We start from the raw sequence: 15,715 nt of genomic DNA, 5'->3' as shown, positions 1-15,715 counted from the left end.
AACGATAAAAACTGCATCAGACGCGAGTAGTAGCGCACATTTTCACATGATGCATTACAGTTGATTCAATTGACCTTGTATCCGTTCGTCAATCAATTCAAGCATGTCTCGTGTTTGTTCAATTTTTTCTAATGGGATGTCCGACAACATTTCGTTTGCTAAATCTGCAATTAAATTTCTTGAAGCACGAACATAACCACTACCCGCTTCAGTCAGAGCAACATATTTCAATCGTTTGTCAGATTCATATGCCATATTTACCCATTTGACTAACCCTAAATCTACTAATTTTTTAATTCTTCTACTGACTGCCGCTTTATTCACACCTTGACGTAATGTAATCTCGGTTAATGTAAGTGACTTGTCATTAGAAAGCATTAATAACACACTCGATTGTTCATTCGAAATGCCGTATCGAGATCTTAAATCTTTTAGCAATCCCGTTGTGAGTGCATTCATATTCGTCATAAACTCACCCATAAACGTCACATGTTGATTCATTAAATTTGAATGGGTCATTTTTCTTCACCGCCTTCATTACAAACAACTATCTTTACCATCGTACCAACAATTATTTTATAAGGGAACCTCATTTTTTGACATTTTTTGTAAAGAATTTAGTATCATTACCGTAAATGATAAAATAAAGGACTTAAAAAATGAATTTACTTCAAATTTTGCTCTTAACAAGCTACATTATAATCTTAACATTGATAAAGATAAAGCCACATCTTTTTTTGCGCATCCGTTCCTTTACAGCGGTTCTCTACATTCACATGCTCTTCATCACGTTCAGCTACATCACGCATGCCGATCGCCTTATATGGTTGATCATCACTTTAGTCATAGGGTTGATGATACTTACGTTATCGCTATATCGGCACATTCAAACATATTGGCACATCATCGGGCGTGTCATTACTTACCACTTAGCGATTGTCGCGCTGATTATCGGAAGTTTATTAGTTATTCCTTTAATACCACCCGTTTTGACGATTCCTTTTCAATTGTTAGTTCAATTAGCCATCGTCTTTGTCACAGCTTGGCAAACTTATTTGTTCATGACCTTTACATTTTTACATCGCATGCCACCGGTGACACGTGCCAACCTTCTCGTTCTCGGTGCAGGCATCTATACAGAAGCTGTGACACCGATGTTAAAAGCACGGTTAGATCGCGCCATCGCATTGAGTCGCCAATTAGAACAGTTTCATATCATCGTGAGTGGTGGACAAGGCCCAGATGAACCGATATCTGAAGCACTCGCGATGCAACGGTATTTAATACAACATGGGATAGCACCGAAGCAAATTACTATGGAAGACCAGTCGACCAATACGCGCCAAAACATTTACTATTCAAAACGTTACTTAGCGTTACATCAACAACCACATACCATCATAGTGACGAGTTCATTTCACATTTTGCGTGCATTACGACTCGCTGAACGCCAACACGTACATGCATTCGGTTATGGTGCCCCAACACCACATCATTGGGTCAGTCGTGAACTGATACGTGATTACAGCGGCCTACTTTTTCAATATCCACGGGTCTGGGCGCTCTTTAGTATCGTGCAAGTCGGTATTTGTATTGTAAATCTATTTTCTTAAATTTCAGATAACTTAGTGCATTACTCAGATATATTGGGTATACTCGGTTTTAAACATTCATTAATATGTGCTTAAAGATGGATGGACTGCTGAGACAGAACTTCTCAAATACGGTCTCGAGTATTCAGATAGGATGTGATGTGATGAAGAATAAAAGCGAAAAGCAACCCGTAATTTCATTATTTTTAAATCAAGTCGAAAAGTTAGGCAATCGTTTACCTGACCCGATCATGCTCTTCTTTTCGTTATGTATTGTGCTTGCCATTGCGACTGCGATAGTGTCAAAATTTGATATCGCTGTAAAACATCCAGGTACTGGCAAAACGATTGCAGTGCGCAGTATTTTAAGTCATGACGGCTTTGTGATGTTTTTGAATGATGCGATTAAAAACTTTTCACAATTTCCTGCACTCGGTGTCGTTCTTTCTATCATGATCGGTATCGGTATTGCTGAAAAAAGTGGCTACTTTGATAAATTGATGATTTACGTTGTTTCCATCACACCCGAACGCATCATAATACCGATGATAACGTTTATCGGTATTATGGGCAGTATTACAGGAGACGCCGCACCGATCGTGATGCCGCCTCTTGTCGCAATGATTTTTATGAAGCTCGGTTATCATCCTGTTGCTGGACTTGCACTCGCGTACGCCGCAACATGAGGTGGATTTGCTGCGAATCTCTTTATTGGTGTGCAGGATGCGTTAATTTATGCTTTCACTGAACCCTCTGCCCATTTAATCAATAAAGACATCGAGCTCAACGTCGCTATGAATTGGTACTTTATTGCTGCAAGTGTATTTGTATTAGTGTTCGTCTTATGGTATGTCACTCAAAAAATTGTTTTTCCACATTTAGGTACATATGCTCATACGCAAATTACAGCCTCAAATAAAGAGGGTATAGCTGAAGTTACACCTCAAGAAAAGCGGGCACTGTTTTGGGCAAACGTCAGTGTTGTTGTCACATTATGCATCATTGTACTCGCCGCCATCCCTGAAACGAGTTGGTTGCGTAATTCAGAAACGCACAGTCTAATTGAAAATGCACCGTTAATGAAAGGTATGGGATTACTCATTATTCTTACTTTCCTCGTACCTGGATTAGTTTATGGCATATTAGCAAAAACGATTCAGTCGTCAAAAGATATCGGACGTATGTTAACTGAGTCGATGGAAGCTATGGGTGGTTTTATTGTGATTGTCTTCTTTGCCGCTCAGCTCCTCGCTTTCTTAACTTGGAGTCATTTGGGAATCATCATTGCGGTCAAAGGGGCTGAATTGCTTCAAAACCAAAACGGCATCGTGCTCATCGTCGGGCTTTTACTATTAAGCAGTCTCATTAACATGCTGATCGGTAGTGCATCCGCAAAATGGGCACTGTTAGGACCTATCTTTGTTCCAATGCTCTTATTGTTAGGTTTTCACCCTGCCTTTACACAAATGATTTACCGTGTAGGTGACTCTATTACGAATCCGATTACGCCGATGATGCCCTACTTACCTTTATTATTAACGTACGCACAAAAATATGATCCGAAAATAAAATTAGGTTCACTTATCGCAAGTTTAATGCCGTACTCTATTTTTCTCGGCATCTTTTGGACGCTTTTTCTCATTATTTGGTATTTATTCGGCATTCCTGTTGGACCAGGTGGACCAATACACATATAAATGTGACAAAAAGGACTTGGATACCATAACGTCCAAGTCCTTACAATTTATGAAAAGATAACACCAGAGTAAAATTGATATCTCAGTTCCTTCTACTCAAATGTGCTCAAGCGCTTATTATCAAACTGTCATGGCAGTCGCTGTTTCCATCAATTCACCATCATTAAGGTAAATGATACGGTCTGCATAATCAAACAAGCGTTGATCATGTGTGACCATAATACCGATTGCCCCTTCTTGACGTACTTGTTGTTTAATCATTTCGACCACTTCTGTCGCACGTTGAGCATCTAGGCTCGCAGTAGGTTCATCGGCAAGTAGCAGTTTCGGCTGATTCATCCATGCACGCATAATGGCAACACGCTGTTTTTCACCGCCGGATAACATATGTGGATAAACATTTTCTCTATGGCTCAATCCGATTTCATTTAATAACATTTTTGCACGCTGTTGTGCCGATTGACGGTCCATGCCCGCTTCTTTACCCACGAGTTCTAATTGTTCATGTACTTTTAAATAAGGAACTAAATGAGAAGCTTGGAAAATAAAACCAATGTCTTTCAAACGTTTGTCAGTTAATGCTTTTTGAGACAAACCGCCCAAATCTTCACCGTCTAACAGGACTTTGCCTTCTGTAGGAGATAGCAGTCCACCGATAATCGTCAACAATGTAGATTTACCAGAACCTGACATCCCATTTAAAATAACGAATTCGCCTGGTTGCACTTCAAAGTTAATGCCTTTTAACACTTTTGTGGCAGCATCACCTTTACCGAATGTTTTCACTAAATCTTTGACGACTAAACTCATACTTGTCCCCCTCCAATCGCTTCAATAGGATCAATTTTAAAGACGCGCACTAATGAAAGTAATGCGCCGACGATAGCTACAATAATGAAGACAACGACGACGAGTAACATCATGCCACTATTGATAAAGAATGGCATTGTGACAGGTAACGCCGCTTTTAATCCTGTAATGAGTAATAATGCGATGATGACCCCTAACATCGTCACGAATAAAATTTGGAATAATAAACTCCATAATAAATGTGACGTTTTCACTCCGATTGCTTTTAAAATCCCAATCTCTGACGTTTTTTGAATGGTCATCACATAGAAAAATGCTGTCAATACTATCGCTGTAATAACAAATAAACTCACAATCATCATATTCAGTGGTGCTTGCTCAGCTTGGTAGCTCGGAATCGCATCCGTTAAATCTTGCTTGTTAACGATTTCGATTCCAGAAATGCCCTCAATATTTTTAAGTTGTTTTGCTGTGACATCATTTAAAAAGTAAAGTGACGTTGCGACATGTTGACCAGCAATATCTTTCAGCCCTTCATCTGTAGTCATAGCAATATTTGTATGTGCATACATCGCATCATCAAAGAAACCGACAACCTTTAAAGTGACGTCTTTACCCTCGATATTGACTTGGTCCCCGATTTGGACACCTTCCCCCGCTAATTTCTGATTCAAAACGACTTCATTTGCTTTTTCTGGTAAGTGCCCTGTTTTTAATGCCGGTCGTTCTTCTTTTGGCATCGTCGCAAAAAGCATATCCGTCTTGTTATCTTGATGTTTCATCGTAGCCATTGCTAATTTTAATGGCGCTGATTTAACATTTTTTTCAATGTCTTGTTGTGTGTTCGAATCGATATTTGATTTTTCAAGTTGTTGATCGACATCTTTTTGAATGACAAAGCGTTCAGACTTGAATTGGTCGATCAGCGCAATGTTTTCTCTTGCTAAACCTTGTGCTAATCCCGTAATAAAAAGCACCATACTTACAAGAAGAATGACGATAAATGTAATTAATAAATATTTGAACTTGTAAAATTTAAGTTCGTTCAATGCAAGTTTCATACTCGTATCTCCCTTTCAATTTCATCTTGGGTATACTTTATCGCCTATTTATGAACTGAATATGAACAAGCTACATTTTTCGACTGCTTTAAAGTCATTCATAGCTGAAAAAGTGAAAATGGCACTTACAACTTCTCAGCCGCTTCGCTCATGGATGTACGATTTATTTATTCATTATTAGAGGACGAATAGGATATCAAAATTTTTATGCCCCATCACATTTTGCGACATGACTTATACTTTTCATTTCCAATTGCAACTTTGAATAAAAACATTTATGATAGCTTCAACAGCTCCACAACGTCATTTGCGTATGCACCGTAAAAGCTGAAATTGTACATCAAGGAGGACGGTCAACGTGTCAGTCACATGTTTAATTGTTGATGATGATCCGGAAATTTTGAATTATGTCGCAACACACTTGCAGCGAAAAGGCTATCAAGCTGTCACTGTCGCAAGTGGTGAAGCGGCTCTTGCATATCTTGAAAAACATACGATTGATATCGCTATCGTGGACGTGATGATGGATGGGATGGACGGTTTTGAACTGTGCGAAACATTAAAATATGACTATGAATACCCCGTCATTATGCTGACTGCTCGGGATGCTTTGAGCGATAAAGAGCGCGCTTTTTTAGCTGGAACGGATGATTATGTTACGAAACCATTCGAAGTCGCTGAGCTTATCTTCCGCATTCAAGCTGTGCTCAGACGCTATCAAATTGCGACTGAAACCCTGTTGACACTCGGTAACTTGACGATCGATCAAACACAGCTCGAAGTAAAGGTGGAGACGAAAGGTATGATTTTACCGCATAAAGAATTCGAATTGTTAAGTTTGCTCGTCGCTTATCCGAAGCAAGTCTTTCCGCGTGAACAATTAATAGAAAAAATTTGGGGGATCGATTATGAAGGAGATGAACGCACAGTGGACGTCCATATTAAACGTTTAAGAGCGCGCTTAAAAAAACTGGGGGCGAATGTCCATATTGAAACAGTACGCGGCATCGGTTATAAGGTGACGCAAGATGCTTAAATCATTGTACTCTCGTTTCGCACTGTATACCTTCACTGTGATGCTCATCAGTTCGTTACTCAGCTTTGAGATTGCTAATATTTACTACCATTTTCAATTAAAAGAGAAAAATGACGCAAAAATTATGGCGACTTTAAAACGTGCCGAAGCGTATAAAGATGCGCAACACAGTCAAAACTTAGACCGTTATTTAGCGTTATTAGGCGATTTGAATTATCAAGTCGTTGCCTATGATGAACAAGGTCATGCGACATATTATGGTGAACCGTTTCGGAAACAAAATTTAACGCCTGCCGATATTCAACGGGTAAAGTCAGGAAAAGATTATCATGGTATCGGGGAGAGACCTTTCAATCCAGTTATTACAGGCTTTTTTGATAATGAAACACGTAATACAGTCGGCACGCATTTCGCAACTTCCAATGGCAACGTCGCAGTTTTTATAAGACCTGACATTGGCCATGCTTTTGGTGAATTTCGTATCTTTTTACTCGTGCTATTGGTATTACTTGTGCTTTTCTCCATTGCACTCGTCACATGGTCCACATACGCATTAGTGAAGCCAGTCAAACAGTTAAAACATGCCACTGAACGGTTAATGGCTGGTGATTTTGCAACACCTATTGCCGTCACACGACGCGACGAACTAGGTGTCCTGCAACAACATTTCGACACGATGCGACTGGAATTAAAACAACTCGACGATATGAGACAACACTTTGTTCAAAACGTCTCACACGAAATTAAAACACCTTTAACACATATTCATCATTTATTGACGCAATTGCAACAAGAACATACAACATCCCAGCAATCACGCTATATTGAACGCATTTATGATGAAACACACCGCTTGAGCCAACTCGTTCGTCAACTGTTGTTATTATCAGAACTAGACAATGATACACATTTACAATTTGATGATACGTTTTTAGCTAACGATTGCATTTTAGACATTTTAAAACATGAAAATTATGCCATCGATCAGAAAAATCAAGTCCTTCTCTATGATTTAGAAGCCGTCACCATTCGAGGCAATGCGCGTTTAATCGCTCAAGCTTTCGAAAATGTGATACGTAATGCCATTAAATATACAGAGACTTTCGGTACTATTGAAATTGACCTCACTGCTGAAGACGATCAAATGATTTTAAAAGTACAAGACGACGGCCCTGGCATGAATGATAGTGTGAAACAACGAATTTTTGAACGCTTTTATAAATCTTCTAGCCATACAGACAGCAATGGACTCGGACTCGCGATTTCCAAATCCATTATTGAACGTCATGGCGGTCGTATCGAAGTAGAGAGCGAAATGAATCATGGAACGACGTTTACCATTACCCTCCCACGCGTCGAAGCATCTCAACCTGCTCAATCATAGTGGGTGAGCCAAAAGGTATTAAGAAAGCACACAATGGTTCAGCAATTACCGCAAAAAAGCAGTGAAGCCATATCGCCTCACTGCTTTTTATCTACAAATTAACTTAACAACGCACCCGATTCATCCAACTTCAAGTTTTCCGAAATCTCATGATTCAATTGCTTAAACAACGCAATGTCATCCGTCAAGCGGACACCAAACGACGGTACCATCTCTTTCACTTGTGGTTCCCATTGCTCAAACTTATCTTTGAACGCGCGTTGTAAAATATCTAACATGACTGCAACCGCTGTAGATGCCCCTGGTGAAGCACCTAACAATGCCGCTAATGTACCATCTTGAGACGTAATGACTTCCGTCCCAAATTGTAATGTCCCTTTGCCTTTATCTTCTGTGTCTTTAATCACTTGAACACGTTGGCCAGCCACAACCACTTGCCAATCTTCATCTTTCGCTGTTGGCACAAATTTTCTTAAATCATTCATTCTTTCTTCATTAGATAACAACACTTGTTGAATTAAATATTTCGTCAGACCCATTTCTTTTGCACCTGCTGCTAACATCGTTGCAACGTTATTCGGTTTCACAGACTTAATTAAATCAAAATATGATCCTCTTTTTAAGAACTTTGGTGAAAAACCTGCAAACGGTCCAAATAATAAAGCACGTTCTCCGTCAATATAACGCGTATCCAAATGAGGTACAGACATCGGTGGCGCGCCCACTTCTGCTTTACCATATACTTTCGCCTTATGTTGTTGCGTAATTTCTGGTTTTTTACATACTAAAAACATACCACTCACTGGGAAACCACCGATACGTTTTGACTCGGGTAACCCTGTTTTTTGAAGCAACGGTAAACTTGCACCGCCTGCACCAATAAATACAAATTTAGAAACGACGGTAAAGACACGATTTTCTTTTAAGTCTTTAATTTTAACCGTCCACATGCCATCACGATGTTGTTTTAAGTCGAGTACTTCGTGTTCGTAATATAATGAACCGCCTTTCGCTTCTAGATTGCTTAACAATTTATGTGTCAATGCCCCAAAATTTACATCTGTTCCTGACTCATCACGTGTCGCAGCAATCGGTTCACCGTTTTGTTGTCGACCTTCCATCATTAAAGGCACCCATTTTTTCAACGTTTCTTCATTATCTGTAATATCCATACCTTGGAATAATACATTTTCACGCAATGCTTTCACACGCGCTTTTAAGAAGTTCACGTTTTTCTCCCCTGTAACGAAACTCATATGTGGTACCGTGCGAATGAAGCCCTCTGGTTGGTTAAGCTGACCATTTTTCACGAGGTATGACCAAAATTGTTTCGAAACTTGAAACTGTTCATTAATTTTAATGGCTTTTGTAATGTCGACTGAGCCATCTTCTTTTTCACTTGTATAGTTCAACTCACATAGTGCAGAATGTCCTGTGCCCGCATTATTCCACACGTTAGAACTCTCTTGTGCACATTTATCTAAACGTTCAAAAACATTAATATCCCATTCAGGCTCTAATTCTTTTAATAATGTTCCTAATGTTGCACTCATGATTCCGCCACCAATAAGTACAACATCTGTCTTGTTATGTAAGTTTTTCATAACAATACAGACCCCCTTTTTCGTTTTAAATCGTTCACAGCATCCTATGTTGTCAAATCCATCTGTTACATTCATGAAGTATAAAAATATTTCGACTATTTTAGCTGATCATACCTCATATGAACTGTTACCCTTTGCCTTATCCTCACATTTCATAGCGATACAAAAAATCATTCGTATGACATGAAAATGCTATCCGATAACACAATAGGCCAATAATTTAATTATATACCTTAATCATGTAAGAAAAAAGCGATTCCGTCTAATTTGTGAAATTTTCATTAAATGCATTTGAAGAAATTTTTGTGCCTATTTTCATTTCTAACAGCTTCATCAAATTAATTACATATTACGTTCACAATTCATTAACACTCCACATTTCAGCAGTGCTATAATGAAGAAAAAGTAACTAATCGAGGGATGCGTCATGAAGTCTATCACGTTTTTAATGCACAATATTTTTGCTGTTGGCGGTACAGTTAAGACGATTACCAACCTTGCCAATCAATTGGTTCATCAAGGACATCAAGTCACGATTATTTCAATTTTCAAATCGAAGCAACAGCCGTATTTCGAGCTTGATTCACGCGTCACAGTTAAGTCATTAGTTCATTATCAACTTGGCTTACGAAATCTCATCCCACTCGCAGCAAATCGCATTCGTAAGTTTACGCCATTGTTAAAACCCAAATATTTAACACCTTACGAACCTGGTTTTCGTCAATATTCGAGTTATATTGAAAAAAAGATGATTCGCGCCATCCAAAATGACACGTCAGATATTTTTGTCGGTACACGTGCGAGCCACAATCTTCTCATTGCACGATTTGCGAAAAGTCATCAATTAACTATCGGGATGGAGCATATGAACTTGGATGCACATCGCCAAGAGTTGAAAGAAGAGATATTGACTTATTATCCACATCTCAATGCAATCACGACTTTAACTGAAGCGGATAAACAGCGCTATACACAATATTTAGATGCACCGATTTTTGTCGTTCCAAATATGATTGATGAAAAGCGCCATCATATTATGAAGAAAAACCAAATTATCGCAGCAGGTCGCTTTGAATATGAAAAAGGATTTGATCTCCTTATTCAAGCAGTTTATGAAATACAAGAAGATTTGCGTGACTTTGGATATACTGTATCGATTTTTGGAGATGGTAGTGAGAAGGAAGCATTACAACAACAGATCAACTTTTTACGGTTACAAGATCTTGTCTTTTTACGACCAACAACACAACATCTCAGCACGTATATTGCAGAAAGTAAGATTACATGTATCCCCTCACGTAATGAAGGCTTCGGCATGACGATTTTAGAAGCGATGAACCAAGGCAGTATCGTCGTGAGTTTTGATGGCAATACCGGTCCGAAATCACTGATTCAACATAACCGTAATGGTTTCTTAGTGCCACACCTTCAAACGTCAGCACTCGCTATGCAGCTCTTAGAAATTGTGGAATATGGACATTCAAAATATTTAAACCCGATTATTCAAAGTGGCTATCAAACGGTAGAACAGTATCAGCCTGAAGCCATTTATAATCAGTTTAGAACAGCCGTGGATTATGTGATGACAACACATCCATCATGACTGGTTGAAAAAGAGGCTGGGAGCACTTTAATCTCTCATCCTCTTTTTTATGCGAATGAATAGTAGAATTATTCGCATTACCTTGTGAACTGTAGGTAATCCATAAAATAGCCCCTGTGAAAGGGAGAATTTTTCAAACAATCGATAAATTCCAAGCAATCCAAGAATCTACAAACAACTTAATTATCTCCAAAACAAAAAAGACTAACACAGCCTGAAATCAGCCATGTCAGCCCTTCAATCATTAACCTAAAATTAACGATAAAATAAACGTCCAAATACACCAGAAAATCAATAAACCAACACTATATTTTAAAGTCATCTTCAACAACTCTGACTCTCTACCGACTTGTTTTACGGCTGCAGTCGCAATCGCAATAGATTGTGGAGAAATCAATTTCGCAATCGCACCCCCTGCAGTGTTAGCGCCAACAAGTAATGCACCACTTGTACCGACTTGAGGAGCAACTGACGCTTGAATTGGTGCGAATAATGCGTTGTTGTTTGTTACTGAACCTGTCATAAACACGCCGACCCAGCCGAGAATTGGTGATAAGAATGGGAAGGCTGCTCCAGTTTTTGAAATACCTTCACCCATCGCACTTGTTAAACCACCATATGTTGTCACTTTCGCAATAGCTAAGATGAAACAAATCGTTAAGATCGGTAACCATAATTCTTTAAATGCTTCTACAAACAATGCACCGGCACGTTTGAAGTTGACTTTTGAAGAAATTAAAATCGTAATAATACCGGCAATCAATAATGCAGTACCTGTTTGATTTAAAATATTGAATGTTAACATAATCGGTTGACCCGAAATATCATTCATTGTTCCTGGAATACCAAATTTAATATTCATAAATGACAATGCGCCATCTTCCAAAAAGAGACCTTTAAATGCTTTTGAGCTCCAAATTAATACAAGAATCGTTAAAATAATGAATGGGCTCCATGCAAACACAACTTCTTTGAAAGAATGATGTTTGACTTCCATTTTTTCTTCGCCTGCGTTCAAACGGAAAATATTTTTCGGTTGGAATTTTTTAGAGAATAATGCTAATGCACCCATTGATGCAAGTGGTGGAAGAATATCCACTAATTCAGGACCGAAAAATTGGTTAAAGAATACTTGTAATACTACGAATGGCACGATTGTTACAATAATTGCTGGTAATGTTTCTTTAATGCCTTTAAATCCGTCGATAATAAAGACTAATAAGAAAGGAACAATGACACTTAAAATTGGTAAACTTAAGTTTGTCGCTTGAGCAACGTCTAATGCTGATACGTCACCTTTTAATGCTAATGTATCGATAACAGAAACTGGTAAACCAATGGCACCAAATGCACCTGCTGCACCGTTACCTACTAAACATAGCATTGCGGCTTGTAATGGTTTAAATCCAAGTTGAATCAGTAATACCGCACAGATTGCGATTGGTACACCGAATCCGGCTACACCTTCTAAAAATGCATTGAACGCAAAACCAATTAATAACAATTGAATACGTTGGTCTTCAGAAATTGTCGTGATACTATCTTGTACAATAGCAAACTGACCAGTCGCCACTGTTACTTTGTATAACCATACGGCCATCATAACGATAAAGCCAATTGGTAAAATACCTTGATAGAAACCTTCTAAAATACCACCAGAAGCAATGCCTACTGGTAATTTAAATACAGCTAATGCAATCACAAGTGTGACGACGAGTGTTGTAATTGCAGCATAAACCCCTTTCATTTTAAACACTGTTAAACATAACAAGAATAAAATGATTGGAATACTTGCAACCAATGCAGAAATTGCAAGATTGTGAAATGGATCAAAATTCTCTACTAACATCTCTTTTCATCTACCTTCAATATTTATTTTTTATGCGTCAATCTCCATGAGGGGACATGTGATTGATTTCACATAAAATATACCATGCTAAACCAATTAATTCAATAGTGATTGTGAATATTTTCTCAATAATTGTAGAATACTATTTATTCGTGTCATCAACATTTAAAAAGTGTATTTATTGCCATACAATGACGTTTATTCTAGATTATATAAGTTGTTTTTTCTAATTGCAATGATAGATTTCAATATCATAAAAATGCAAAGTTAAAAAATGCTTATTCATTTTATACTATATGTTTATTTTTCACTTTTCACTATCATATCAAATCTCTAAATACTAAAATTCTATTGCGATAATCATGAAGGGCAATTCACATGTCATCTCATCATTTTTATGTAGAAAAATTAAAGAAGGTTAAGCCGCTCATGTGCCTAACCTTTTTGCGCAAAATTCATTATTGACGATACGCTGGGTCTACAATTTTCGCTTGGCCAGTCCCATCTACTGTCACGATTGTATATGTACCCGGCTGTGATTGATTAATAAAACTAAACATGTAACTGTAACGGTTACCATCACCTTGCAATGCATAGTCATTATAAGGATTGTTTTGACCATTTAATCGATTCACTTCTGCTTGTGCACTGTCGAGTGATGTTTGGAAGTTCGGAAGATGTCTCAATGCTTGTTGACGATCAACTTGTTGACGCACGATATTTTGAGCTACAGGTATCACATTTTGTCCTTGATATGGTGCGACGTATTTCAGTTGTGATTGTGAAGATGATTGAGATGTTTGATTTTGTCCATTTCCGTTACTATTTGATGCATTGTTTTGCCGACCTTGTGCTGATGATTGACCTTGGTCCGCCTGATTTTGATTTTGTTGTGACTCAGTTGTACTTTGTCCATCATGAGCACCTTGATTGTTGTCTGATGATGACGCACCGTTGTCGTTAGATTCCTCATCTTTTGCTTTGTCGTCCTTCTCTTTCTTCTCTTTTGCTTTGTTGTCTTTTTCTTTTTGCTTGTCTTGATCTGTTTTCTTATCTTTTTGTGTTGTTTGATCTTTGTTCGACGACTGATCTTTGTCCTTACCTTCGTCGTCAGAACATGCTACGAGTAATAACGGTACAATCATCAAGCTTGCCAATAATCTTTTCATGATGCTTCCTCCTCATTCAGTCAATAATATAGAAAAGCTCTATCACTTTTTTATACACTTCACACTGAATACTAAACATTTCCGGCAAAATTTTCAAATAATTTTTATAAATCTTTCTCCATAATCCAATCTTCGTCGATATGTCCTCCCATCTTAAATGGGTGTACGCCTGTTTTAACAAGCCCTTGTTTCAAATAAAATTTAAGTGCCGGACTATTCTCTTCCCACACGCCTAACCATAACTTGGGCTTTCCTAGTTCATTTTTTACAAAGTTACATACAAAATCGAACAGCCGTTGTCCCAATCCTTGCCCTTGATAATCAGGATACAAATAAATCCGTTGAAGTTCTGCATACTGTATCCCTTTTGCTACCGTTTGTGCCGCTTCAACATTCACTTTCACGTAACCGACTATTGCATCATCGTGATATAAAAAGAAAAAGTGCATATCCGGATCTTCTAATTCAGACGTTAACTTTTCTATAGACATCTCTTCTACAAAGTAACTGTCAAATAATGCTTGTTCATAATCATCCCGATACGCCGCATAAAACGTATCTTTACTTATCTGTTATAATGTGGCGACCTCTGTCAAAGTCACCTTTCTCAATTCATATCCCAACGTCTCAACTCCCCACTTTTTCTTTTATTGTACACGAGACACTATACTTCAACGAGCAAAAGCAATCTAATTGTCTTTCATGAGCGTTTTTGGTAAAGTGTGAACGAAAAAATTTGAGGAGGCATATGCATATGACAGCAACATTTAAAGCTTTTCGCGTGAATCATGATAAAGACGCATTGTCTGCGGATTACACAGAGCTTACGTTAGATGACTTGTCTGAAGGTGATGTCACAATTCGTGTACATTATTCAAGTATTAACTATAAAGATGTACTCGCTACAAAATCGAACAATAAAATCATTCGCAATTATCCGATTGTACCCGGCATTGATTTGGCTGGTGTCGTGATGGCGTCAGACCACCCATCATTTAAAGAAGGCGACAAAGTCATTGCCACGGGTTATGATCTCGGTGTGAATCATGACGGCGGTTTTAGTGAAGTCGCACGTGTGAAAGGTGATTGGTTAGTTCATCTGCCTGAAGACTTAACATTGGAAGAAGCAATGATTATTGGTACTGCAGGTTTTACAGCAGCAATTTCTATTCAATTGTTAGAAGACAATAAAATAACAAGTACAAATGGTCCGGTACTCGTCCGTGGCGCTACAGGTGGTGTCGGCGTGATGTCGGTCATGATGTTGAATGCAATTGGCTATAAAGTTATCGCAAGTTCTGGTCAATCCGAACATCATGAGCAATTAAAAGCGTTAGGTGCACGTACGGTTATCCCTAGAATGGATGAAGTGACTGACAAAGCACTCGCTTCAACAGAATGGCAAGCGGCAATCGATCCTGTCGGTGGCGAAACTTTAACTGAAGTGTTAAAACGTATTCAACGTCACGGTGCAGTTGCCGTTAGTGGTAATTTAAGTGGTGCTACATTCACAAGCACAGTCTATCCATTTATTTTACGTGGCATCCGACTTTTAGGTGCAGATTCAGTCGCTTTTCCAATGCAACGTAGACAGCATTTATGGCGACGTCTTTCTAAAGATTTAAAACCTGAAAAGTTGCATGACATTAAAACCGTGGTTCCTTTTAGTGAATTGAAAACGTATTTAGTACAAGCAGAAAAACATGACTTTTTAGGTCGTATTGTCGTTGATTTACGTCCTGAAGCTTAAATAACATGAGTTGCTTCAGAAATGTGATATCCGTCACACTTTTGAAGCAACATCGTAAAAATTATTGGAAGACAAACTTTGTCGAATCAAAGCGTATGACGAATAGTTTACAAATATTTTGCAATGACAAGTTATTATCGATTACAAAGCTTTAAACTTG

The 15,715-nt window shown here is 38.3% G+C and carries 12 protein-coding genes and 1 pseudogene; 6 read left to right on the top strand and 7 right to left on the bottom strand.

All coding sequences use genetic code 11. The features are described from left to right. Positions 1–54: 54 nt before the first annotated feature. Positions 55–519 carry a MarR family transcriptional regulator TcaR gene (locus EL101_RS02535; RefSeq protein WP_096543182.1) on the bottom strand — a complete coding sequence of 155 codons (465 nt, stop codon included), beginning with the start codon at positions 517–519 and terminating at the stop codon, positions 55–57. A 335-nt stretch (positions 520–854) separates the two neighbouring features. On the opposite strand from EL101_RS02535, the gene EL101_RS02530 reads away from it, so the two are divergent. Both EL101_RS02530 and EL101_RS02525 read left to right on the top strand, forming a co-directional pair. Then, positions 855–1,613: a YdcF family protein gene (locus EL101_RS02530; protein ID WP_096597135.1), complete on the top strand. Its 759-nt coding sequence runs from the start codon at positions 855–857 to the stop codon at positions 1,611–1,613. Between the two features lie 140 nt (positions 1,614–1,753). Beyond that, positions 1,754–3,289, top strand: a pseudogene (locus EL101_RS02525) (AbgT family transporter). 120 nt (positions 3,290–3,409) lie between these two features. Here EL101_RS02525 and EL101_RS02520 read toward each other — a convergent pair. Beyond that, positions 3,410–4,099 (bottom strand): ABC transporter ATP-binding protein, encoded by a 690-nt coding sequence (locus tag EL101_RS02520; protein WP_096597133.1) that lies wholly within the window; start codon positions 4,097–4,099, stop codon positions 3,410–3,412. After that, entirely contained in the window at positions 4,096–5,160 is a 1,065-nt protein-coding gene (locus EL101_RS02515) for an ABC transporter permease (protein WP_096597131.1), read from the bottom strand. The genes EL101_RS02520 and EL101_RS02515 overlap by 4 nt, the downstream gene beginning before the upstream one ends. A 358-nt stretch (positions 5,161–5,518) precedes the next feature. Here EL101_RS02515 and EL101_RS02510 point away from each other — a divergent pair, with 358 nt between their 5' ends. Continuing rightward, positions 5,519–6,196 carry a response regulator transcription factor gene (locus tag EL101_RS02510; protein WP_096597129.1) on the top strand — a complete coding sequence of 226 codons (678 nt, stop codon included), beginning with the start codon at positions 5,519–5,521 and terminating at the stop codon, positions 6,194–6,196. Continuing rightward, on the top strand, positions 6,189–7,580 hold the full coding sequence (locus EL101_RS02505; RefSeq protein ID WP_096597127.1) for a HAMP domain-containing sensor histidine kinase: 1,392 nt from the start codon (positions 6,189–6,191) through the stop codon (positions 7,578–7,580). The genes EL101_RS02510 and EL101_RS02505 overlap by 8 nt, the downstream gene beginning before the upstream one ends. Before the next feature lie 98 nt (positions 7,581–7,678). Here EL101_RS02505 and mqo read toward each other — a convergent pair whose 3' ends face one another. Further along, positions 7,679–9,184 carry a malate dehydrogenase (quinone) gene (gene mqo, locus EL101_RS02500; RefSeq protein WP_096597125.1) on the bottom strand — a complete coding sequence of 502 codons (1,506 nt, stop codon included), beginning with the start codon at positions 9,182–9,184 and terminating at the stop codon, positions 7,679–7,681. Positions 9,185–9,611: 427 nt separating this feature from the next. On the opposite strand from mqo, the gene EL101_RS02495 reads away from it, so the two are divergent. Then, on the top strand, positions 9,612–10,787 hold the full coding sequence (locus EL101_RS02495) for a glycosyltransferase family 4 protein (RefSeq protein WP_096597123.1): 1,176 nt from the start codon (positions 9,612–9,614) through the stop codon (positions 10,785–10,787). A 244-nt stretch (positions 10,788–11,031) separates the two neighbouring features. Here EL101_RS02495 and EL101_RS02490 read toward each other — a convergent pair whose 3' ends face one another. The 3 genes from EL101_RS02490 to EL101_RS02480 form a co-directional block, all read right to left on the bottom strand. Next, the gene (locus tag EL101_RS02490; protein WP_096597121.1) at positions 11,032–12,636 is read right to left on the bottom strand and encodes an L-lactate permease; all 1,605 of its coding nucleotides are present in this window, start codon (positions 12,634–12,636) and stop codon (positions 11,032–11,034) included. Between the two features lie 458 nt (positions 12,637–13,094). Continuing rightward, a complete protein-coding gene (locus EL101_RS02485; RefSeq protein WP_096597119.1) occupies positions 13,095–13,805 on the bottom strand; it encodes a hypothetical protein in 711 nt (236 codons plus the stop codon). 104 nt (positions 13,806–13,909) lie between these two features. Next, positions 13,910–14,296 (bottom strand): GNAT family N-acetyltransferase, encoded by a 387-nt coding sequence (locus EL101_RS02480; RefSeq protein WP_240622722.1) that lies wholly within the window; start codon positions 14,294–14,296, stop codon positions 13,910–13,912. Between the two features lie 263 nt (positions 14,297–14,559). On the opposite strand from EL101_RS02480, the gene EL101_RS02475 reads away from it, so the two are divergent. Next, positions 14,560–15,555: an oxidoreductase gene (locus EL101_RS02475; protein ID WP_096597117.1), complete on the top strand. Its 996-nt coding sequence runs from the start codon at positions 14,560–14,562 to the stop codon at positions 15,553–15,555. The last annotated feature ends 160 nt before the right edge of the window (positions 15,556–15,715 follow it).

It is taken from the genome of Staphylococcus delphini (genome assembly GCF_900636325.1).
Classification (GTDB): domain Bacteria; phylum Bacillota; class Bacilli; order Staphylococcales; family Staphylococcaceae; genus Staphylococcus; species Staphylococcus delphini.
This window is presented reverse-complemented; position numbering and strand designations above follow the sequence as displayed.

Coding starts and splice junctions, on each gene's coding strand:
- mqo (WP_096597125.1), bottom strand. CDS start 9,184: ATGAAAAACTTACATAACAAGACAGATGTTGTACTTATTGGTGGCGGA.
- EL101_RS02495 (WP_096597123.1), top strand. CDS start 9,612: ATGAAGTCTATCACGTTTTTAATGCACAATATTTTTGCTGTTGGCGGT.
- EL101_RS02490 (WP_096597121.1), bottom strand. CDS start 12,636: ATGTTAGTAGAGAATTTTGATCCATTTCACAATCTTGCAATTTCTGCA.
- EL101_RS02475 (WP_096597117.1), top strand. CDS start 14,560: ATGACAGCAACATTTAAAGCTTTTCGCGTGAATCATGATAAAGACGCA.
- EL101_RS02530 (WP_096597135.1), top strand. CDS start 855: ATGATACTTACGTTATCGCTATATCGGCACATTCAAACATATTGGCAC.
- EL101_RS02505 (WP_096597127.1), top strand. CDS start 6,189: ATGCTTAAATCATTGTACTCTCGTTTCGCACTGTATACCTTCACTGTG.
- EL101_RS02520 (WP_096597133.1), bottom strand. CDS start 4,099: ATGAGTTTAGTCGTCAAAGATTTAGTGAAAACATTCGGTAAAGGTGAT.
- EL101_RS02485 (WP_096597119.1), bottom strand. CDS start 13,805: ATGAAAAGATTATTGGCAAGCTTGATGATTGTACCGTTATTACTCGTA.
- EL101_RS02535 (WP_096543182.1), bottom strand. CDS start 519: ATGACCCATTCAAATTTAATGAATCAACATGTGACGTTTATGGGTGAG.
- EL101_RS02515 (WP_096597131.1), bottom strand. CDS start 5,160: ATGAAACTTGCATTGAACGAACTTAAATTTTACAAGTTCAAATATTTA.
- EL101_RS02480 (WP_240622722.1), bottom strand. CDS start 14,296: ATGTCTATAGAAAAGTTAACGTCTGAATTAGAAGATCCGGATATGCAC.